17 protein-coding genes are annotated in these 20981 nt (G+C 72.6%); 10 read left to right on the forward strand and 7 right to left on the reverse strand.

The window, feature by feature from the left end; translation table 11 throughout:
* Positions 1 to 25: 25 nt before the first annotated feature.
* From B9W62_RS06240 to B9W62_RS06245, 3 genes are all read right to left on the reverse strand, one after another.
* A complete protein-coding gene (locus B9W62_RS06240) occupies positions 26 to 976 on the reverse strand; it encodes a beta-ketoacyl-ACP synthase III (RefSeq protein ID WP_087805972.1) in 951 nt (316 codons plus the stop codon).
* Positions 977 to 1136: 160 nt separating this feature from the next.
* Positions 1137 to 1289, reverse strand: coding sequence for an MFS transporter small subunit (locus tag B9W62_RS40105; RefSeq protein ID WP_171987485.1), 153 nt, complete (start codon positions 1287 to 1289; stop codon positions 1137 to 1139).
* Positions 1258 to 2619 (reverse strand): OFA family MFS transporter, encoded by a 1362-nt coding sequence (locus tag B9W62_RS06245; RefSeq protein WP_087805974.1) that lies wholly within the window; start codon positions 2617 to 2619, stop codon positions 1258 to 1260. Before B9W62_RS06245 ends, B9W62_RS40105 begins: the two co-directional genes overlap by 32 nt.
* Before the next feature lie 220 nt (positions 2620 to 2839).
* On the opposite strand from B9W62_RS06245, the gene B9W62_RS06250 reads away from it, so the two are divergent.
* The 6 genes from B9W62_RS06250 (at position 2840) to B9W62_RS06275 (ending at position 11494) form a co-directional block, all read left to right on the forward strand.
* On the forward strand, positions 2840 to 3811 hold the full coding sequence (locus tag B9W62_RS06250; RefSeq protein WP_087805976.1) for a 2-dehydropantoate 2-reductase: 972 nt from the start codon (positions 2840 to 2842) through the stop codon (positions 3809 to 3811).
* Positions 3808 to 5736: a molybdopterin oxidoreductase family protein gene (locus B9W62_RS06255; RefSeq protein ID WP_087805978.1), complete on the forward strand. Its 1929-nt coding sequence runs from the start codon at positions 3808 to 3810 to the stop codon at positions 5734 to 5736. Before B9W62_RS06250 ends, B9W62_RS06255 begins: the two co-directional genes overlap by 4 nt.
* A complete protein-coding gene (locus tag B9W62_RS06260) occupies positions 5717 to 7666 on the forward strand; it encodes an NAD(P)H-dependent oxidoreductase subunit E (protein WP_179235374.1) in 1950 nt (649 codons plus the stop codon). The genes B9W62_RS06255 and B9W62_RS06260 overlap by 20 nt, the downstream gene beginning before the upstream one ends.
* Positions 7663 to 8523: a 2Fe-2S iron-sulfur cluster-binding protein gene (locus B9W62_RS06265; protein WP_087805980.1), complete on the forward strand. Its 861-nt coding sequence runs from the start codon at positions 7663 to 7665 to the stop codon at positions 8521 to 8523. The genes B9W62_RS06260 and B9W62_RS06265 overlap by 4 nt, the downstream gene beginning before the upstream one ends.
* A gap of 31 nt (positions 8524 to 8554) precedes the next feature.
* A complete protein-coding gene (fdhD, locus tag B9W62_RS06270; RefSeq protein WP_087805982.1) occupies positions 8555 to 9403 on the forward strand; it encodes a formate dehydrogenase accessory sulfurtransferase FdhD in 849 nt (282 codons plus the stop codon).
* A 201-nt stretch (positions 9404 to 9604) separates the two neighbouring features.
* Positions 9605 to 11494 (forward strand): exo-alpha-sialidase, encoded by a 1890-nt coding sequence (locus B9W62_RS06275; protein WP_087805984.1) that lies wholly within the window; start codon positions 9605 to 9607, stop codon positions 11492 to 11494.
* A 25-nt stretch (positions 11495 to 11519) separates the two neighbouring features.
* Here B9W62_RS06275 and B9W62_RS06280 read toward each other — a convergent pair whose 3' ends face one another.
* Positions 11520 to 12557, reverse strand: coding sequence for a bile acid:sodium symporter family protein (locus tag B9W62_RS06280; protein WP_087805986.1), 1038 nt, complete (start codon positions 12555 to 12557; stop codon positions 11520 to 11522).
* A gap of 192 nt (positions 12558 to 12749) precedes the next feature.
* Between B9W62_RS06280 and B9W62_RS06285 the strand changes: the two genes are divergently transcribed.
* The gene (locus B9W62_RS06285) at positions 12750 to 13628 is read left to right on the forward strand and encodes a LysR substrate-binding domain-containing protein (RefSeq protein WP_087805988.1); all 879 of its coding nucleotides are present in this window, start codon (positions 12750 to 12752) and stop codon (positions 13626 to 13628) included.
* On the opposite strand, the gene B9W62_RS06290 is transcribed toward B9W62_RS06285, so the two are convergent.
* Positions 13610 to 14593, reverse strand: coding sequence for an Lrp/AsnC family transcriptional regulator (locus B9W62_RS06290; protein ID WP_087805990.1), 984 nt, complete (start codon positions 14591 to 14593; stop codon positions 13610 to 13612). The genes B9W62_RS06285 and B9W62_RS06290 overlap by 19 nt on opposite strands.
* A gap of 117 nt (positions 14594 to 14710) precedes the next feature.
* On the opposite strand from B9W62_RS06290, the gene B9W62_RS06295 reads away from it, so the two are divergent.
* The 3 genes from B9W62_RS06295 to B9W62_RS06305 all read left to right on the forward strand — a co-directional run bounded on the left by B9W62_RS06295 (position 14711) and on the right by B9W62_RS06305 (position 19197).
* Positions 14711 to 16225: an MFS transporter gene (locus B9W62_RS06295; RefSeq protein WP_087805992.1), complete on the forward strand. Its 1515-nt coding sequence runs from the start codon at positions 14711 to 14713 to the stop codon at positions 16223 to 16225.
* Between the two features lie 228 nt (positions 16226 to 16453).
* On the forward strand, positions 16454 to 18280 hold the full coding sequence (locus B9W62_RS06300) for an AMP-dependent synthetase/ligase (RefSeq protein WP_087805993.1): 1827 nt from the start codon (positions 16454 to 16456) through the stop codon (positions 18278 to 18280).
* 83 nt (positions 18281 to 18363) lie between these two features.
* Positions 18364 to 19197 (forward strand): aldo/keto reductase, encoded by an 834-nt coding sequence (locus tag B9W62_RS06305; RefSeq protein WP_087805994.1) that lies wholly within the window; start codon positions 18364 to 18366, stop codon positions 19195 to 19197.
* 59 nt (positions 19198 to 19256) lie between these two features.
* Here the strand turns inward: B9W62_RS06305 and B9W62_RS06310 are convergent, their stop codons facing one another.
* Both B9W62_RS06310 and B9W62_RS06315 read right to left on the reverse strand, forming a co-directional pair.
* Positions 19257 to 19958, reverse strand: coding sequence for an SDR family oxidoreductase (locus B9W62_RS06310; RefSeq protein ID WP_087805996.1), 702 nt, complete (start codon positions 19956 to 19958; stop codon positions 19257 to 19259).
* A gap of 83 nt (positions 19959 to 20041) precedes the next feature.
* Positions 20042 to 20980: a class I SAM-dependent methyltransferase gene (locus tag B9W62_RS06315; RefSeq protein ID WP_087805998.1), complete on the reverse strand. Its 939-nt coding sequence runs from the start codon at positions 20978 to 20980 to the stop codon at positions 20042 to 20044.
* Position 20981 lies beyond the last annotated feature (1 nt).

The raw sequence follows: 20981 nt of genomic DNA on the forward strand, positions 1-20981 counted from the left end.
CGTCACATCAGGGCCGCACGGGCCTTCAGGGGCAGCGGACGACCTGTCCGGCGTAGGAGAGGTTGCCGCCGAAGCCGAACAGGAGCACCGGGTCGCCGGTGGTGATCTCGCCCCGTTCCACCAGCTTGGAGAGCGCCAGCGGGATGCTCGCCGCGGAGGTGTTGCCCGACTCGACGACGTCGCGGGCGACCACGGCGTTGACGGCGCCGATCTTCGCGGCGAGGGGTTCGACGATGCGCAGGTTGGCCTGGTGCAGGACGACCGCGGCGAGGTCGGCGGGCTCGAGGCCGGACCGCTCGCAGGCCTGGCGCGCGATGGCGGGCAGCCGGGTGGTGGCCCAGCGGTAGACGCTCTGTCCCTCCTGCGCGAACCGCGGCGGCGTCCCCTCGATGCGGACGGCGTTGCCCATCTCGGGCACCGAGCCCCACAGCACGGGACCGATCCCCGCCTCCTCGCCCGGCGCGCAGGCCTCCACGACGGCGGCCCCCGCCCCGTCGCCGACCAGCACGCAGGTGGTGCGGTCGGTCCAGTCGACGACCTCGGACATCTTGTCCGCGCCGACGACCAGCGCCCGGCTCGACGAGCCGGCCCGTACCGCGTGGTCGGCGGTTGCCAGGGCGTGGGTGAAGCCCGCGCACACGACGTTGAGGTCCAGCGCGGCGGGGCCGGGCATGCCGAGGCGGGCCGCGACGCGGGCGGCGGTGTTCGGGGAGCGGTCGATCGCGGTGGAGGTGGCGACCACGACCAGGTCCACGTCGGCGGGGGTCAGCCCGGCCGCCGCGAGCGCCTTCGCGGCGGCGTGGCCGGCCAGCTCGTCGACCGGCTCGTCGGGTCCGGCGATCCGGCGCGAACGAATGCCCACCCGGCTCCTGATCCACTCGTCGCTGGTGTCGACCATGCCCGCCAGGTCTTCGTTGGTGAGGATCCGGGCGGGCTGGTAGTGGCCGACGGCGGTGATGCGGGAGCCGTGGTGCATGGGTGGAGTCCTCGCTGCCTCGGGGTACGGGATCCACCAGTGTGATCAGTGACCGACGGGTACGACGGCAGGTGATACGACAGGAAACCGGCGCCCGGGTTGTCGGCTTCGGTCAGCATCCTCTGCCGCCCCGGGCCGTCCCGGTCGCCGGTGTCCGCGCTCACCCGGTGAAGAGCTGGGTCGCCTTCCGCACGAGTTCGTACAGCCCGTAGGCGAGCGGCGCGCCCACCCAGAGCCAGGTGAAGGCGATCAGCGGCCGCCGGTCGGGCACCTCGGCGGCCTCAGGCGGACTCTGGCTGCTGTCGGGTGACATCGTTGCCCTCCTTCGGCGCGGGGACGGTGGTCGCGGCAACGGTGGCCGTGGGCTCGTGGTGCCGGGCGTGGACGGGCCGGACGAGTTCGTTGGCGACGAAGCCGACGACCAGCAGCCCGATCATGATGAGGAACGAGGTGCCGTAGAGGTCCGAGCCGTGCCGCCCCGCCTCCTCCTGGTGATCGGCGATCCAGTTCACGATCAGCGGCCCGAGGACCCCGGCCAGCGACCAGGCGGTGAGCAGCCGCCCGTGGATCGCGCCGACCTGGTAGGTGCCGAAGAGGTCCTTGAGGTAGGCCGGGGCCGTGGCGAAGCCGCCGCCGTAGAAGGAGAGGACGACCAGCGCGCACAGCACGAACAGCGGTTTGGAGGAGTCGCCGAACAGCGCGATCAGGGTGTACATCAACGCGCCGGCACCGAGGTAGACGCGGTAGATGTTCTTGCGTCCGATCAGGTCGGAGGTCGAGGACCAGCCGATTCGGCCCGCCATGTTGGCCGCCGACAGCAGGGCCACGAAGCCGGCCGCCGCGGTCGCCGACACCGGGGTGGACGTGTCCGCGAAGAAGTCCGTGATCATCGGCGCGGCCTTCTCCAGGATGCCGATGCCGGCCGTGACGTTCATGCAGAGCACCAGCCACAGCAGCCAGAACTGCGGCGTGCGCAGCGCCGAACGCGCCGAGACCTGGACCCCTTCGAGCGGGGCGGGGCGGCCGTCCGCCCGCTCCTTGGGCCTCGGCACCCGGACCAGCAGCACGCCGAGGAGCATGAAGACGGCGTACGTCAGTCCGTGCACGAGGAAGGCGAGGGCGATCCCCGAGTTGTCGGTGCCGAAGGACTTCAGCATCTGCGCCGACCAGGGCGAGGCGATCAGGGCGCCGCCGCCGAAGCCCATGATGGCGATGCCGGTGGCCATGCCCGGCCGGTCCGGGAACCACTTGATCAGCGTCGAGACGGGCGAGATGTAGCCGATGCCGAGGCCGATCCCGCCGACGAAGCCGTAGCCGAGGACGATCAGCCAGTACTGCTCCACCGCCGCGCCGAGCGCGGAGAGCAGGAAGCCGGAGGAGAAGCAGACCAGGGCGACGGTCATCGCCCAGCGTGGCCCGTGCCGTTCGACGAGCGTGCCGCCGAACGCGGCCGAGAGACCGAGCATGACGATGCCGAGCTGGAAGGGCAGCGCGCTCTGCGTGCCGCTGAGGCCGAGCGCGGATTCCAGGGGCGGTTTGAACACGGACCAGGCGTAGGCCTGGCCGATGGAGAGGTGGACCGAGAGAGCGGCCGGGGGGACGAGCCAGCGGCTCCAGCCCGGGGGTGCGACGGGGGGACTCATGGGTCCCCAACCGTAGGCATCCGGAAAGCGCTTGAGAAGACTGTTGAGCAGACAACTACAAAAGCCGATCACACGACTACGGACCACCACCACTGCTGCACAAAGCCTTGCCGCCCCAACCTCCATACTGTAGACAATATTTCGTCGACATCATCGAGACTTCTCGACTGATCTCTTCCCGGTTCCTCGGTATCCCTCGACCGAACGGAGCTCCCCCGCCATGAAAGTCGCAGTCCTCGGCGCCGGGGCGATCGGCGCCTACGTCGGCGCCGCGCTCCACCGTGCGGGCGCCGACGTGCATCTCATCGCCCGTGGACCGCACCTGGCGGCCATGAGGCAGTACGGGGTACGGGTGCGCAGCCCGCGCGGCGACTTCACCGCGCATCCGCGCGCCACCGACGACCCGGCCGAAGTCGGCCCGGTCGACTACGTGTTCCTGGGTCTGAAGGCCAACTCGTACGCGGCGTGCGGGCCGCTGATCGAGCCGCTGCTGCACGAGAGCACGGCGGTCGTGGCCGCCCAGAACGGCATCCCCTGGTGGTACTTCCACCGGCACGGCGGTCCCTGGGACGGGCGCCGTCTCGAAAGCGTGGACCCGGCCGGCGCGGTCAGTGCGGTGCTCGCGCCCGAACGGGCCGTCGGCTGCGTGGTGTACGCGGCCACCGAACTGGAACAGCCGGGCGTCGTACGGCACGTGGAAGGCACCCGGTTCTCGATCGGCGAGCCCGGCCGGGAGATCTCGCCGCGGTGCCTGGCGCTCAGCGAGGCGATGCGCTCGGGCGGTCTGAAGTGCCCGGTCGAGCCGGACCTGCGGAGCGACATCTGGCTGAAGCTGCTGGGCAACATCTCCTTCAACCCGATCAGCGCCCTGGCCCGGGCCACCATGCGCCAGATGTGCCGGCACGGCGGCACCCGCGAGGTCATCGAGACCATGATGGCCGAGACGCTGGCGGTCGCCGGAGCCCTCGGCTGCGAGGTCGGCGTTTCCATCGAACGCCGGATCGCGGGCGCCGAACGGGTCGGCGACCACCGCACCTCCACGCTCCAGGACCTGGAGCGCGGCAAGCCGCTCGAACTCGACGTGCTACTCGCGGCCGTCGTCGAGCTGGCGGAGATCACCGGGGTCCCGGTGCCCACCCTGCGCACCGTGCACGCCCTGTCGGACCTGCTCGCGCTGAGGAGCGCCGCATGAGGAAACGCGACCGCACCCCCAAGACCTACACCCGCCTCACCCATCCCCTGGTCCGGGACTCGCGCGACGAGCCCTTCCGCCGGGCCACCTGGGAGGAGGCCCTGGACCGCACGGCCCGGGGCCTGACGGCGGCACGCGGCGCGTTCGGGATGTTCTCGTGCGCGCGGGCGACCAACGAGATGAACTACGTGGCGCAGAAGTTCGCCCGGGTGGTCATGGGCACCCACAACGTCGACTCCTGCAACCGCACCTGCCACGCGCCGAGCGTCGCGGGCCTGTCGGCCGCCTTCGGCTCGGGCGGCGGCACCTCCTCCTACGAGGAGATCGAGCACACCGACGTCATCGTGATGTGGGGCTCCAACGCCCGCTTCGCGCACCCGATCTTCTTCCAGCACGTGCTGAAGGGCATCCGGGGCGGCGCCCGCCTGTACGCGGTGGACCCGCGCCGCACCTCGACCGCCGAGTGGGCGGAGAGCTGGCTCGGCCCGAACGTCGGCACGGACATCGCGCTGGCGCACGCGGTCGGCCGCGAGATCATCCACGCGGGCCTGGCCAACGAGGCGTTCATCGCGCGCGCGACGACGGGCTACGACGACTACAGGGCCCTGGTCGAGCCCTGGACCCTCTCCCTCGCCGAGAAGGTGACCGGCGTACCGGCCGCCGCCATCCGCGAGCTGGCGCACGCCTACGCCCGTGCCGAGCGCGCCCAGCTGTGCTGGACGCTCGGCATCACCGAACACCACAACGGCACGGACAACGTCCGCGCCCTGATCAACCTCTCCCTGCTCACCGGTCACGTCGGCCGCTACGGCTCCGGCCTCCAGCCCCTGCGCGGCCAGAACAACGTGCAGGGCGGCGGTGACATGGGCGCCATCCCCAACCGGCTGCCCGGCTTCCAGGACGTCCTCGACCCGGAGGTCCGCCGGAAGTTCGAGACGGCGTGGGACACGGTGGTCGAGCCGCGCCACGGCCTCACCCTGACGGAGATGTTCGAGGCCATGGACGACGGCTCGCTCCGCGCCGTCTACTGCATCGGCGAGAACCCGGCCCAGTCGGAGGCGGACTCCGACCAGGCGGTACGCCGCCTGCGCGCACTGGACTTCCTGGTGGTCCAGGACATCTTCCTCACGAAGACCGCCGAACTGGCCGACGTGGTCCTCCCGGCGACGGCGGGCTGGGCGGAGACGGAGGGCACCACCACCAACAGCGAGCGGCGCGTCCAACGGGTGCGCAGGGCCGTGACCCCGCCCGGAGAGGCCCGCGAGGACATCGACATCCTCTGCGACCTCGCGGCCCGCCTCGGCCACGACTGGAAGTACGCCGACGCGGAGGCGGTCTGGAACGAGCTGCGCTCCCTCTCCCCCGACCACCACGGGATGACGTACGCCCGCCTGGACGAGCACCAGGGCATCCAGTGGCCGTGCCCGAGCACGGAGGAACTGGAACCGACGTACCTGCACGGGAGGTTGTGGGCACCGGACCCGGCCGACCGCGGCCGCCGGGCCCCCTTCGGCCTCGTCCGGCACGACCCGCCCGTGGACCTCACCGACGAGCAGTACCCGATCCGGCTGACCACGGGACGCCGTCTCGACTCGTACAACACGGGGGTGCAGAGCGGCGGCTACGCCTCCCCGCTGCGCCGCGGCGAGTCCGTCGAGCTCTGCCCGGAGGACGCCGAACGCTACGGGGTGGTGGTCGGCGAGGAGGTCCGGGTCACCTCCCGGCGCGGCTCGCTGCTGGCCCCCGTCTGGGTCGACCCGGCGCTGCGTCCGGGCCTGGCCTTCATGAGCTTCCACTTTCCCGACGAGGTGGACACCAACCAGCTGACCATCGAGGCGAACTGTCCCATCGCCGGTACGGCGGAGTTCAAGGCCTCGGCGATCCGGATCGAGAAGGTGAGCACCGGTGGACCTGCGCTTCGGTGACAGCAAGCCCACGGACGAGGAACGCGCGGCCGTCGACGCCCTGCTCGGCCCGCCCGAGTCCTCCTGGGAGGGCGCGGACCGCTCCGATGCGGACCTCAGGTGGGCGCGAGGCGGCCGGGAGGCCCGGGACCGCCGCGACCAGCTCCTGCCGGCCCTGCACGCGCTCAACGACCGGGTCGGCTGGATCAGCGAGGGCGCCCTGGACTACGTGTGCCGCCGCCTGACCGTCCCCCCGGCCGAGGCGTACGGGGTGGCCACCTTCTACGCCATGTTCTCGGTCCGCCCCCGCCCGGCCACGGTCCTGCACGTCTGCACCGACCTGGCGTGCACGGCGGCGGGCGCGAGTGAGCTGTGCGCGACCGTGGAGGCACGCCTGGGCCCGCAGAGCGGCGTGAAGGTCGAGCGATCTCCCTGCCTGGGCCTGTGCGAACGGGCCCCGGCAACCTTGACGATCCGGGCGGGCCACCCAGCCCGTCTGGGGGTACCCCCTCTGGGGGAGCTTGAGGACGAGGCCGTCCAGGCCGAAAGCGGGGGTCCGGGGGCGGCAGCCCCCGGGGACGGGACAGGGAAGGGGCGGCGGGGGCGAAACACCCTCCACGCGACGGCGGTATGCGCCCCCGCAACCCCCGACCAAGCGATCGCGGCGGCCACCGCCCCCGAAACCGCCCCCACCGAACCCGCCCCCGAAACCGCCGTCCCCCAGACCGGCACCCCCACCCTCACCCTCCTCCACCGCATCGGCACCACCGACCCCACCTCCCTGGACGACTACCGCGCCCACGGCGGCTACACCGCCCTGCGCCGCGCCTTCGCCCTCGGCCCCGCCGCCGTCATCCGCGAGGTCACCGACGCCGGCCTGGTCGGCCGCGGCGGCGCCGCCTTCCCCACCGGCCGCAAGTGGCAGGCGACGGCCGCCCAGCCCGACCACCCGCACTACCTGGTCTGCAACGCCGACGAATCCGAACCGGGCACCTTCAAGGACCGCGTCCTGATGGAGGGCGACCCGTACGCCCTGGTCGAGGCCATGACGATCGCGGCCTACGCGACCGGCGCCCACCGGGGCTTTCTCTACCTCCGCGGCGAGTACCCCCGCGCGCTGGCCCGCCTCACCCACGCCATCGAGCAGGCCCGCACCCGCGGCCTGCTCGGCGACGACGTCCTCGGTCAGGGCTACGCCTTCGACATCGAGATCCGGCGCGGCGCGGGCGCGTACATCTGCGGCGAGGAGACGGCCCTGTTCAACTCCATCGAGGGCCACCGCGGCGAGCCCCGCTCCAAGCCGCCGTTCCCGGTCGAGAAGGGGCTGTTCGGCAAACCCACGGTGGAGAACAACGTCGAGACGCTGGTCAACGTCCTCCCCATCCTCACCATGGGGGCCCAGGCCTACGCCGCGATCGGCACGCCGACGTCCACGGGCCCCAAGCTGTTCTGCGTGTCCGGCACGGTGGCCCGCCCCGGCGTCTACGAACTCCCCTTCGGTGCCACGCTCGGCGAGCTGCTCACCCTCGCCGGGGTCCGCGACAACCTCCGCGCGGTCCTGCTCGGCGGCGCGGCCGGGGGTTTCGTCCGCCCGGACGAACTCGACATCCCGCTCACCTTCGAAGGCACCCGCGAGGCGGGCACGACCCTGGGCTCCGGCGTCGTCATGGCCTTCGACGACACGGTCCCGCTTCCCCGGCTCCTCCTGCGGATCGCCGAGTTCTTCCGCGACGAGTCGTGCGGTCAGTGCGTGCCGTGCCGGGTCGGAACCGTGCGCCAGGAGGAGGCGCTGCACCGGATCGCCGACCGCACGGGTGCCGCGGCGGCCGACGACATCGCCCTGCTCCGCGAGGTCGGCCGCACGATGCGGGACGCCTCGATCTGCGGTCTCGGGCAGACCGCGTGGAACGCCGTGGAATCCGCCATCGACCGTCTGGGGGCGTACGAATGACCGCGATACCGCTCGGAGTGCCGCGCCGCCTGGTGGAGTTCACCCTCGACGGGCAGGAGGCCCGGGTCCCCGAAGGGTCCACGATCCTCGACGCCTGCCGGGCCGCCGGGAAGGACGTCCCGACCCTGTGCGAGGGCGACACGCTCACGCCGAAGAACGCCTGCCGGGTCTGCGTGGTGGACGTCGAGGGCGCCAGAACCCTCGCGCCCGCCTGCTCGCGCACGGCGGAGCCCGGCATGGTGGTGCGCACGGACACCGAGCGCGCCCGGCACAGCCGCAAGGTCGTCCTCGAACTCCTCGCCTCCTCGGTCGACCTGTCCACCACCCCCTCGGTCGCCCAGTGGATCAAGGAGTACGAGGCCAAGCCCGACCGCTTCGGTCCGGACGCGGCGCGCGTCGAGGAGGAACCACGGGTCGACAACGACCTCTACGTGCGCGACTACGGCAAGTGCATCCTCTGCTACAAGTGCGTGGACGCCTGCGGCGACCAGTGGCAGAACAGCTTCGCCATCTCCGTCTCCGGCCGCGGCTTCGACGCCCGGATCTCGGTCGAGCACGACGGCCCGCTGACCGACTCGGGGTGCGTCTACTGCGGCAACTGCATCGAGGTGTGCCCCACCGGTGCCCTGTCCTTCAAGTCGGAGTTCGACATGCGGGCGGCGGGCACCTGGGACGAGGAGCGGCAGACCGAGACGACGACGGTGTGCGCGTACTGCGGAGTGGGCTGCAATCTCACGCTCCATGTGCAGGACAATGAGATCGTCAAGGTCACCTCACCGCACGACAACCCGGTGACCCACGGCAATCTCTGCATCAAGGGCCGCTTCGGCTACCAGCACGTACAGAACCGGGACTGACCGGCACACCGACCGGCGCAAGGGGCACGACATGGGACGAGTCACGGAACGACGCAAGGTCATCCGCATCAGGGACGGGGCGGTCTCCACCCGCCCGGACACGCTCGTCGCCGAGGAACCGCTGGAGATCCGGCTGAACGGCAAACCGCTCGCCATCACGATGCGCACCCCGGGCGACGACTTCGCGCTGGCGGCGGGCTTCCTGGTGAGCGAGGGCGTGCTGGCCGAGCAGGGCGACCTCCAGAACATCGTGTACTGCGCGGGCGCCACCGTCGACGGCTCCAACACCTACAACGTGGTCGACGTGAAGACCGCCCCCGGCGTGCGGATCCCCGACATCACGCTGGAGCGGAACGTCTACACCACCTCCTCCTGCGGCCTGTGCGGCAAGGCCAGCCTGGACGCGGTGCGTACGACGGCCCGCTGGCCCGTCGCCGACACGCCCCCGGTCCGCCTCACCCCGGAACTCCTCGCGGGCCTCCCCGACCGGTTGCGCGCCTCCCAGCGGGTCTTCGACCGCACGGGCGGGCTGCACGCGGCGGCGCTGTTCACCGAGGACGGCGAGCTGGTGGACGTACGGGAGGACGTGGGCCGGCACAACGCGGTCGACAAGCTGGTGGGACGCGCCCTACAGAACGGGGACCTGCCGCTGTCCCGGTCCGTGCTGCTGGTGTCGGGCCGGGCCTCCTTCGAGCTGGCGCAGAAGGCCGTGATGGCCGGCATCCCGGTGCTGGCCGCGGTGTCGGCGCCGTCCTCGCTGGCCGTGGACCTGGCCGCCGAGACCGGGCTGACGCTGGTGGGTTTCCTGCGCGGCAGCTCCATGAACGTGTACGCGGGTGAGGGCCGGGTCGCGCTGCGGGCCGCGGCCGCCCAGGGCTGACCCCACCCCTCCCCGCTGCACGGCGGCGGGGCCCCTGCCGGGCGGGGAGCGCCCCCTGCGCCCCGGGGGCCCCGCCTCGACCGCCTCGGTGTCCGACACGCGGGGGACGGCGCGGTCCCCGCGGACACCGGACGTCTCTTGTACTGATGTCCGGACGAAAGGGTCCCCCTCCCACCAGCCGCCCGAAGGGCAGACCGCGCCATGCCCCCTCGCACCCGCCGTCCCTTCTGGTTCGCGCTCGCCACGTCCTGCGCGCTCGCCGTGTCCTCCCCCGTCCCGGCACACGCGCGGCCCGAGCACCGTGCGCCCGCCTTCGAGGAGCAGGTGCTCTTCGACGCGGCCCGCGACCCCGGCGGGTACGCCTGCTTCCGCATCCCGGCGATCGTGCGCACCACGGACGGCACCCTGCTCGCCTTCGCCGAGGGCCGCGTCCTCGACTGCGGGGACGCCGGCGACATCGACATCGTCCTCAAGCGCTCCACCGACGGCGGACGCACCTGGGGCCCGCTCAAGGTCGTCAACGACGGCGGCGGCGACACCCACGGCAATCCGGCCCCGGTCGTCGACCGTGCCACCGGGCGCGTCCTGCTGCTGGAGACGTACAACGCGGGCCGCGCGGACGGCGCCAACTGCGCGGTGCCCTGCGCCCGCACGCCGCACCTCCAGCACAGCGACGACGACGGCCGCACCTGGTCGGCGCCCCGCGACCTGAGCGCCGAGATCCTGCCGCCCGACTGGAACTCCTGGTACGCCACCGGCCCCGTGCACGGTGTTCAGCTCACCGGCGGCGCCCACCCCGGCCGGCTCGTCGTCGGAGTCAACGCCGAGACCTGGGACGGCACCCGGGTCACCGCCCATCACGCGGCGCTGGTGGTCAGTGACGACGGCGGCGAGCACTGGAGGACCGGCGCCACCGACACCTGGCCCGTCGCCGCCGACGGCACCTTCCGGCAGAAGCCCTCCGAACTGACCCTCACCGAACGCGCCGACGGTGCGCTCCTGGTCAGCGGCCGGGAGGAGAACGGCACCGACCTCGGCCACCGTACCCAGGCGCTCAGCCTGGACGGCGGCGACACCTTCGCGGCCCCCTTCCGGACGCTGCCCGACCTGTACGCCCCGCAGGTGCAGGGCGCGGTGCTGCGCCTCGGCGACCGCACCCTGCTGTCCGTACCGGCCGACCCCGACCGCCGCCGGACGATGACGGTCCGCTCCTCCTGGGACGGCGGCGCGACCTGGGACGGCGTGGACCGCGGCACGGTCGTCACCCGGGACTGGTCGGGCTACTCGGACCTGGTGTCCGCCGACGACGGCACCGTGGGCCTGCTGTACGAGGGCGGGGCGTCGGACGCCCGGGACGAGATCCGCTTCGCCCGCTTCACCGAGGACTGGCTCGCGCCCCGCCGGGCCGCCGATCCCACCACCCCCGACCTGGCGCCCGGTGCCGCGCCCGCGGCCGTGCTCGGCGGTGCCGGGACCACGGACGGCGCGGTGGGCGGCGCGCTGGCCTTCGACGGCGCCGACGACGCCGTACGGCTGCCCTACGACGAGCGGCTGGCGCTCGGGGAGGGGGACTTCACGGCGTCGCTGTGGTTCCGCTACTCGGCGTCCGGCGGGGAGCAGCCGCTGCTGTGGATGGGCGGTGTCGGCACGACGCAGCCCCAGGTGTGGCTGCGCGCCCAGCCCGGCGACGGAAGGGTGCAGGGGCTGATCACCGCGCGCGACGGCGCGGCGGCGCCGCGCTCGGCGTGGGTACGCGCCGACGGGGCCCGCAACGACGGCCAGTGGCACCATCTGGCGCTGCGCCGCGGCGGGGGCCGGCTCACGCTGTTCCTCGACGGTTCGGCGACGGCGGAGGCGGCGGACGTGCCGGGTTCGGTCAGCCGGAACTCGCCCTTCGGCGTGCACGTCGGTGAGCGGATGGACGGACGGGCCCGCTTCACCGGCGCCGTCGACGACGTGCGGGTGTGGAACCGGGCCCTGACGGACGCGGAGATCGCCGCCGGTGCGCCGCCCGCCGCCCTCGCGAGCACCGTCCTGCACCTGCCCCTGGACCGGGTGGACGGGGCGGCCGGGGCGGACACGGGCGGCTGACCGGCACCGCGCGGGTGCGGTCGCCTCAGGCGGAACGGCCGCCGGTGCCGACCGCGGCGCGCACCGGGGCGGCGTCCCGCTCGGCCGGGAGCGCCTCCGGGTCGCGCGACCGGCGTTTGGCGATGACCGCGCACACCATCAGCTGCATCTGGTGGAAGAGCATCAGCGGCAGCACCGCCAGCGAGGCCTGGGCGCCGAACAGCACGCTGGCCATGGGCAGTCCGGCGGCGAGCGACTTCTTGGACCCGGCGAACTGGATCGCGATCCGGTCCTCGCGCCCGAAGCCGAGCCCCTTCGCCCCGTACCAGGTCAGGGCCAGCATCACCGCCAGGAGCACCGCCTGGACGGCCAGCAGCCCGGCCAGCCGCGCCGGGCTCACCTGGTGCCAGATGCCCTCGACCATGCCCTCGCTGAACGCGGTGTAGACGACCAGGAGGATCGAGCCGCGGTCGACGAGCCCGAGCACCTTCTTGTGCCGGGCGACGAAGCCACCGATCCACCGGCGCAGCAGTTGCCCGGCCACGAAGGGCACCAGCAGGTGCAGCACGATCTCCACCACCGAGTCGGCGGAGAACCCTCCGCCGCCGCTGCCCAGCAGGGCGGCGGCCAGCAGCGGGGTGACGACGATGCCGACCAGCGAGGAGAAGGACCCGGCGCAGATGGCGGCGGGCACGTTGCCGCGGGCGAGGGAGGTGAAGGCGATCGAGGACTGGATGGTCGACGGGACCAGGGTGAGGAAGAGCAGGCCCTGGTAGAGGGGATCGGTCAGGAGCACCGGCACCAGACCGCGCGACGCCAGGCCGAGCAGCGGGAAGACCACGAAGGTGCAGGCCAGCACGGTGACGTGGAGCCGCCAGTGCCGTACGCCGTCCATGGCCTCACGGGTGGACAGCCGGGCGCCGTAGAGGAAGAAGAGGAACGCGATCGCGCCGGTCGAGGCGCCGGAGGCGACGTCCGCGCCCGTGCCGCGGGCCGGCAGCAGCGCCGCGAGGCCCACCGTGCCGAGCAGCAGCAGGATGTACGGGTCGATCGGCATCCAACGCGGCCAACGCAGGCGTTTCACGGTGCTCCACTTGCTCGCTGCTTACTCGTACTGCTCGCTGCTTGTTCGTACTGCTTGCTGCTTGCTCGTACTGCTCGTTCGACGGGGTCACGGGTCCCCGCTCCATCCTGCTCCCCCGTCCGGCGATCGGGAATCCGGTATACCGCTCTGACTGTCATCGTGATCCGCGATGACCACCGGTAGTCTGGCGGCATGTACGACCCCTCCCACCTGCGCACCTTCCTGTCGGTGGCCCAGACGCTGAGCTTCACGCAGGCCGCCCGGCGGCTCGGGCTGCGTCAGTCGACGGTCAGCCAGCACGTGCGGCGCCTGGAGGACGCCACCGGGCGGCAGCTGTTCAGCCGCGACACGCACTCCGTGGAGCTGACGGAGGACGGGGAGGCGATGCTCGGGTTCGCGCGCCGGATCCTGGAGGTGCACGAGCAGGCGGCGGCCTTCTTCACGGGCACCCGACTGCGCGGGCGGCTGCGGTTCGGGGCCTCCGAGGACTTCGTGCTGACCCGGCTGCCGGAGATCCTGGAGGGCTTCCGGCACCACCATCCGGAGGTCGACCTGGAGCTGACGGTGGAGCTGTCGGGCACCCTGCACGAGCGGCTGGCGGCCGGGAAACTGGATCTGGTGCTGGCCAAGCGGCGGCCCGAGGACCCGCGAGGCGAGCCCGTGTGGAGCGACCGGCTGGTGTGGATCGGGGCGCCGCGGCTGCGTCTGGACCCGGACCGCCCGGTGCCGCTCATCGTCTATCCGCCGCCCGGCATCACCCGCGCGCTGGCGCTGGACGCCCTGCAACGCCAGGGCCGGGCCTGGCACGTGGCGTGCACCAGCGGCAGCCTGAACGGCCTGATCGCCGCCGCCCGTGCGGGCCTGGGCGTGATGGCCCACTCGCGCGGTCTCGTCCCGCCCGGTCTTGTCCGGGTGCCGGACCGGGCCGGGCTGCCCGAGCTGGGCGGCGTCGACTTCGTGCTGGTGCACGGCCGGCGCCGCCCGTCGGCGCAGGGCGCGGCCGACGCGTTGGCGGCGGCGATCCTGGCGGGTGGCGACCGCCTGCACCGGCCTCAGCGCACGGGCCTCTGATACGTCAACCGCTTGACGCGACGCAGGAGCGGGGACGCCTCCAGGTGCTGGACGCCCTCCAAGTGGCCGAGCGGTCCGCTCAGGTAGGCGTAGAGGTCGGCGGTGCTGCGGACGACGGCGGTGGCGATGATGTTGGACGGCCCGGCCGTCGCGGCCACGTGGGCGATCTCGTCGTGGGCGGCGAGGGCCTCACCGACCCGGTGGAGGGCGGCGGGGCTGGTGGTGATCCACAGGGCGGCGTCGGTGCGGTAGCCGAGGATGTCGGGGTCGTACTCGACGTCGATGTAGACGGCACCGGAGGCGAGCAGCGCGGCGAGGCGGCGTTTGACGGCGGACTCGGAGCGACCGGTGGCGCGTTGGAGTTCGGGGTAGGTGGCCCGGCCGTCCCGTTCCAGGACGGCGAGCAACGGCTCGTCCTCGGGGTCGATGCGGGCCGGTCCCTGCCGGGCGGGATCCGGCTCGGTTCGCAAGGCCGCCACCTGCTCGTCGCTGAGCACGCCGAACTTGCGGAGCCAGCCGCTCGGGCCGCCGTAGAAGCGGTGCAGCATCTGGTGGGCGTGGATCTCCAGCACGCGCGGCGTGCGCGGCAACTTGCCGAGGAGCAGGTCGTCGCGGGCGCCGGGGCTACGCGGCCGGGTTCCGAGGATGACCTCCGTGCCGCCGCTGGCCACCCCGATCCAGTTGGTGTCCGGCCGCTTCGCGAGGGCGTCCGCGATGGCCGCGGAACTGTCCGGCACGCAGCGCAGCCGCAGCGTCCAGTGGTCCTGGCCGAGCCGCTGGGCGTCCCGGACGGCGACCACCCGCAGCCCGCCCTCGGCGCACAGCCTGCGGTATCGGCGGGCGACGGTCTGGTCGGAGACGCCGAGTACCGCCCCGATGCGGCTGAAGGACGCGCGGCCGTTCACTTCCAGCGCGTCGAGAAGCCCCAGGTCGAGTTCGTCGAAGGAGTCGGATTCCATCCGCATGGCGGCCTTTCCTGTCGGCTTCCGTCACATGGTCGCCGTGAACCGATGCGATCGGCCGGGCGCGAACCATCGTACGGAGGCAGGCAAGGACATACGACACGGGAGAGAAGACGGAACATGCGTACATGGGGACCGCTCACGGCGGTGTGCCTGGGGACGTTCATGCTGTTGCTGGACGTGACGATCGCGGTCGTCGCGCTGCCGGACATGGCCCGGGGGCTGCACGCGTCGTTGAGCGATCTGCAATGGGTGATGGACGGCTACGCGCTGGCGCTGGCCGCGCTGCTGCTGGGACTCGGCGCCGCGGCCGACGTCCTGGGACGGCGCCGGGTGCACGTGGCGGGCGTGGTGCTGTTCGCGGTGGCGTCGCTGCTGTGCGGGCTGGCCACCGGACCCGGGATGCTGGTCGCCGCGCGCGGGCTGCAAGGGGTGGGCGCGGCGGCGATGTTCGCCACCACGCTGCCGCTGCTCGGCTCGGTCTACCAGGGGCGCCGGCGGTCGATGGCGCTCGGGGTGTGGGGCGCGGTCAGCGGGGCGGCGGCGGCCGTGGGCCCGGTGCTGGGCGGACTGCTCACCGACGGTCCGGGCTGGCGCTGGATCTTCTGGGTGAACCTGCCGGTGAGCGTGGTGGCGGTCTGGCTGACGCTGCGCGTGGTGCCGGAGTCCCGCGGGGCGGCCGGGCGCCGGGTGGACTGGGCGGGGACCGCGCTCTTCGCGGCCTTCGCCGGGGCGCTGACGTACGGGGCGGTGCGGGCCGGGACGCACGGCTGGACGGAGGGCGGCACACTCGCCTCCTTCGGGCTCGCGGCGCTCGCGCTGGGCGCGTTCGTCGCCGTGGAGCGCCGGGTCGCCGATCCGCTGCTGGACCCGCGGCTGTTCCTGCGGCCCGCGTTCTCGGGCGTCATGCTGGGCGGGCTGGCCTTCAACGCGGCGGCCTTCGGCGTGATGGCGTACACCTCCATATGGCTCCAGACGATGCTGGGGATGAGCCCGGTGCGGGGCGGTCTGGTGTTCGTGTGGCTGTCGCTGGCGTCGTTCGTGGTGGCCGCGGCGGGCGGGCGGCTGCTGCACGGGGTGCCGGCGCGGCTGACCATCGGGGGCGGGCTGCTGCTGATCGCGGCGGGGCAGTTCTGCATGGCGTTCCTGGACGCGGGCTCCACGGCGTCCGCCCTGGTGCCGGGGCTGCTCCTGGTCGGGGTCGGGACGGGGCTGGTCTCGCCCGGGATCGCGGGCGCGGCGCTGGCGGCGGTCCCGGCGGAGCGGTCCGGCATGGCCGGGGGCGCGGTCAACACCTTCCGGCAGCTCGGGTACGCGCTCGGCATCGCCGTGTTCGGCACGGTGCTGACCTCGCGGATGCAGGACTCGCTGCCGCACGACGCGGCGCACGGCCTGGCGGGCGGTGCGGCGGGCGCCCTGCGGGGCGTGTTCGGCGAGCACGCGCTGCGGACCTCGTTCGCCTCCGGGCTGAACGCGGCCGCGGTGGCCGCGGGCGCGGTCGCGGCCGTCGCCGGGGTGCTGGTACTCGTCCTGGTCAGGGCCGAACGCGGGGGCCGGGACGCCGGTGTGACGGATTCCGCGCCGCCCGCGCTGAAAGAGGAGGAGGCCGTTCCGGCACCCCCGTACCGGCGGTAAGCGGGTCGTACAGATTCGGTGGAGATTACGGCACCGAACCTTACTCAACCGTCAGGAATCTGTCCGACCACTCCCCATGTGAGCGCATTTCCTCTCGCTGACCAGCGCGAACATGAGCCCTGTTCGAATTTGACGCCCCTCCCGTCCCCGCGCCGGGTGGGGTAGCTTTCACCGCGCTGTGCGGGGGGCGTCATCGAAAAGCGGGGATCGAAAAGCGGGGAGCGGGGTTTGCGCGAGTTCACCAGTCCTCCGTTGGCGCTGGCACCACCGGTGGGCGGTCTGGCCGACGTCGTCTTCGAGCATGCCCGGGAGGATCCCCGGCACATCGCGCTCGGCCGCAAGGACGACGCCGGGCAGTGGCGGGACGTCACCGCCGGCGCCTTCCGCGACGAGGTGCTGGCCCTCGCCAAGGGGCTGCTGGCCCAGGGCATCCGCTTCGGCGACCGGGTCGCCATCATGTCCCGCACCCGCTACGAGTGGACCCTGTTCGACTTCGCCCTGTGGACGATCGGCGCCCAGGTGGTGCCGATCTACCCGACCTCCTCGGCGGAGCAGTGCATGTGGATGCTCTACGACGCCGAGGTGACGGCCGCGGTCGTGGAGCACGAGGACCACGCGATGACGATCGCCACCGTCATCGACCGGCTGCCGCACCTGCGCGGCCTGTGGCAGCTGGACTCCGGCGCCGTCCAGGAGCTGTACGACGCGGGCGCGCACCTCGACGACGAGGTGGTCCACCGGCACCGCAAGGCGGTCACCCCGGACTCGGTGGCCACCGTCATCTACACCTCGGGCACCACCGGCCGCCCCAAGGGCTGCGTGCTGACCCACGGCAACTTCATGTACGAGGCGGACACCGTCATCGAGCGCTGGGAGCCGGTGTTCCACTCCAAGCGGGGCGACGAGGCGGCGACGCTGCTCTTCCTTCCGCTCGCGCACGTCTTCGGGCGGATGGTGGAGGTCGCGGCGATCCGCGGCCGGGTCCGCTTCGGCCACCAGCCGCAGCTGAACGCCGCGGCCCTGCTGCCCGACCTGGCCGCCTTCCGGCCGACCTTCATCCTGGCGGTGCCGTACATCTTCGAGAAGGTGTTCAACGCGGCGCGGCGCAAGGCCGAGAAGGAGGGGAAGGCCGGTCCCTTCGAGAAGGCCGTCGACGTGGCCGTGAAGTACGCGGAGGCGGTGGAGGCGAAGGCCTGGGGCGACGGCCCCGGCCCGTCGGCGGGCCTGCGGATGCAGCACCAGTTCTTCGACAAGGTCGTCTACTCCAAGGTCCGGGCCGCGATGGGCGGGCGCATCCGCAACGCGATGTCGGGCGGCTCGGCGATGGACCGGCGCCTCGGGCTGTTCTTCGCGGGCGCGGGCGTGCAGATCTACGAGGGCTACGGCCTGACCGAGTCCACGGCGGCCGCCACCGCCAACCCGCCCGAGCGCACCCGCTACGGCACCGTCGGGCAGCCGATACCGGGCATGACCGTGCACATCGCGGACGACGGCGAGATCTGGCTCAACGGCGAGAACGTCTTCGAGGGCTACCTGAACAACCCCAAGGCCACCGACGAGACCCTGCACGACGGCTGGCTGGCCACCGGAGACCTGGGCGCCCTGGACGAGGACGGCTACCTCACCATCACCGGCCGCAAAAAGGAGATCCTGGTGACCTCCGGCGGCAAGAGCGTCTCCCCGGGACTCCTCGAGGAGCGGGTGCGGGACCACCCGCTGGTCAACCAGTGCATCGTCGTCGGCAACGACCGGCCCTACGTGGCCGCCCTCATCACCCTCGACCAGGAGGCGGTCGAGCACTGGCTGACGATGCGCAACAAGCCGCGGATGCCCCCGGCCGACCTGGTGCACGACGCCGACCTGGAGACGGAGGTGCGGCGCGCGGTCGTCGCGGCCAACACGCTGGTGTCGCAGGCCGAGTCGATCCGCACCTTCCGCATCCTCGCCCAGCCGTTCACCGAGGAGCACGGGCTGCTGACCCCCTCGCTGAAGCTGAAGCGCAAGGCCATCGAGAACGCCTACGGCACCGAGGTCGAGGCCCTTTACACAGCGTGAGTTCCACGGTCAGGAATGCGTCCGGGCTCGTGATCGTTGACGATATGAGTACCACCTGACCACAACCGAAGGATCAAGAGCTCGTGAGCAGCAAGGTCCCCCCGATCATCCTGAACAACGGCGTCGAGATGCCCCAGCTGGGCTTCGGCGTCTGGCAGGTGCCGGACGACGAGGCGCAGACCGCCGTCGCCCTGGCCCTGGAGGCCGGGTACCGCAGCATCGACACAGCGGCGATCTACGGCAATGAAGAGGGCACCGGCAGGGCGATCGCCGCCTCCGGTCTGGCCCGCGAGGACCTCTTCGTCACCACCAAGCTCTGGAACAGCGACCAGGGGTACGACTCCACCCTCCGCGCCTTCGACACCTCGATGGCGAAGCTCGGCCTGGAGTACCTCGACCTGTACCTGATCCACTGGCCCGTGCCGGCCAAGGAGAGGTACGTCGACACCTACAAGGCGTTCGAGAAGCTGCTGGCCGACGGGCGGGTCCGCGCCATCGGCGTGTCGAACTTCCTGCCGGAGCACCTGGAGCGGCTGACCGCCGAGACCTCGGTGATCCCGGCCGTCAACCAGATCGAGCTGCACCCGCACCTCCAGCAGCACGCCGCCCGCGAGGTGCACGCGGAGCAGGGCATCGCCACCGAGGCCTGGTCCCCGCTCGGCTCCGGCAAGGGCATCCTGGACATCCCGGCGATCGTCGCGATCGCCCAGAAGCACGGGCGCACCCCGGCCCAGGTCGTGCTGCGCTGGCACCTCCAGCTGGGGAACGTGGTGATTCCGAAGTCCGTGACGCCGTCCCGGATCAAGGAGAACATCGACGTGTTCGGCTTCTCCCTGGACACCGAGGACCTCGCGGCGATCAGCGCGCTGAACGAGGACCGGCGCCTGGGCTCGGACCCGGCGGACGTCAACTCCTGAGCGGTGCGCCCGGACGGAGGGGCCCGGCCGCGTGCGTGGCCGGGCCCCTGCGTCCGTCGTCAGTTGGGCTGCCCCAGCGGCCGTACGACCACGGTGTTGACGTCGACCCCGGCGGGCTGGGTCATGGCCCAGACGACCGAGTCGGCGATCTGGCCGGCGGTGAGCAGCTCGCCGGGCGGCAGTCCGCCGGTGCCGTCCCAGAAGGGGGTCTCCACCCGGCCGGGCGCGATCAGGGTCACGCCCACGCCCCACTGCGTCACCTCGCGCCGGGTGTTCTCGGCGAGCCCGGTCACCGCCCACTTGGTGGCGCCGTAGATGTTGCCCGGGGTGTTCACGAAGCCCGCGACGCTGCCCACCAGCACGATCCGTCCGCGGGTCGCCTTGAGCGCGTCGATGGAGGCCCTGATCAGCAGGGCCGGGCCCAGTACGTTGGTCAGCACCATCTCGGTCCAGCCCGCGGGGTCGCCCTCGGCGACCGAGTCGTGGGTGGCGAAACCGGCGTTGGCGACGACCGTGTCGATACGGCCGAACTCCTTGAGCGTGGCCTCGACGGCGGAGACCACCTGGGTGTGCTCGGCGGCGCTTCCCCGGAGCGTCAGCAGACCCGCCGGGTCGCCCAGCTCCGCGCTGAACGCCCGCAGCCTCTCCTCCCCGCGTCCCGTGACGGCAACCCGCTGCCCGGCGTCCAGCAGCCGCCGGGCGACGGCGGCTCCGATGCCGCTGCCGCCGCCGGTGATGAGCGTGACCGGTGTGTCGGTCATGAGTCCCCCTGTGTCTGTCCTGCTTCTCTCACGGACAGCGGGGAGTCCATCACTTGGAGCGCTCTCGAAGTCAAGGGCCGGGCTCAGACCGGCCGTACCGCCGTGTAGACGGTGTGCGCCACGAGGACGAACAGGTCCTGGCGGCGGTGCACGCCCGCCTCGTCGGCGGGGTCGAGCAGCCGGTCCAGGGTCGCGCGGTCCTCGGCGTCCAGGCGCTCGCCGATCCGCTCGCGCAGCCGGGACAGTGACGTGGTGACGTAGTCGCGGGCCGCGTCGGAGACGGGCGCGGGCAGGTCCAGGAGGAAGCTGCGGGTGCCGGTGTGCTTCAGCCCGGCGGCCGTCAGCATCGCGGCCCAGTCCTCGGCCTCGGCCACGGAGTCCGGCAGGTCGGCACGCATCTCGGCGAACGCGTCCTCCTCCACGGCGCGGATCCTGGCCTGGAGCCCCGGGCGCCCGATCCCGATGTCGCGGGGCAGGAAGCGGGCGGGCAGGCCGCCCTCCAGGATCGCCAGGGTGCCGCCGGGTGCGAGGTGCCCGCCGAGCGCGGCGAGGGCCGCCCGCTGGTCGGGCAGGTGGTGCAGGCTCTGACTGGCCCACATCAGGTCGGCCGGGTAGTCCAGCTCGGACAGGGCCCCGGGCAGGTCCCCGGCGAGCGTGCCGAAGCGGTCGCCGAACCCGAGTCGCTCGGCACGGGCGCGGGCCCGCTCGAGCAGCGGTGCGGCACCGTCGGCGGCGACGACGCGGGCGCCGGGGAAGGTGTCGGCGAACAGGCAGGAGACGACGCCGGGCCCGCTGCCGACGTCGACGACCAGGCCGGGCTCGGTCACCTCCCGGGCCAGCCAGGTCATGGCCTGCCGGTACAACGGCGTGTACAGCTCGGCCTGCGCCTCCAGGTGCGGGGCCATCTCGGCCCAGTCGACGTCGGCGTGATCGTGTGTGTGCCCGTTTCCGTGTCCGTGTCCGTGCCCGTGTTCCTGCTGGTGGGCGGGGCCGTGTGTGTCGTGGTGGTGGTCGTGCGCCATG

The organism is Streptomyces sp. CS113, from assembly GCF_002188365.1.
Lineage (GTDB): Bacteria > Actinomycetota > Actinomycetes > Streptomycetales > Streptomycetaceae > Streptomyces > Streptomyces tendae.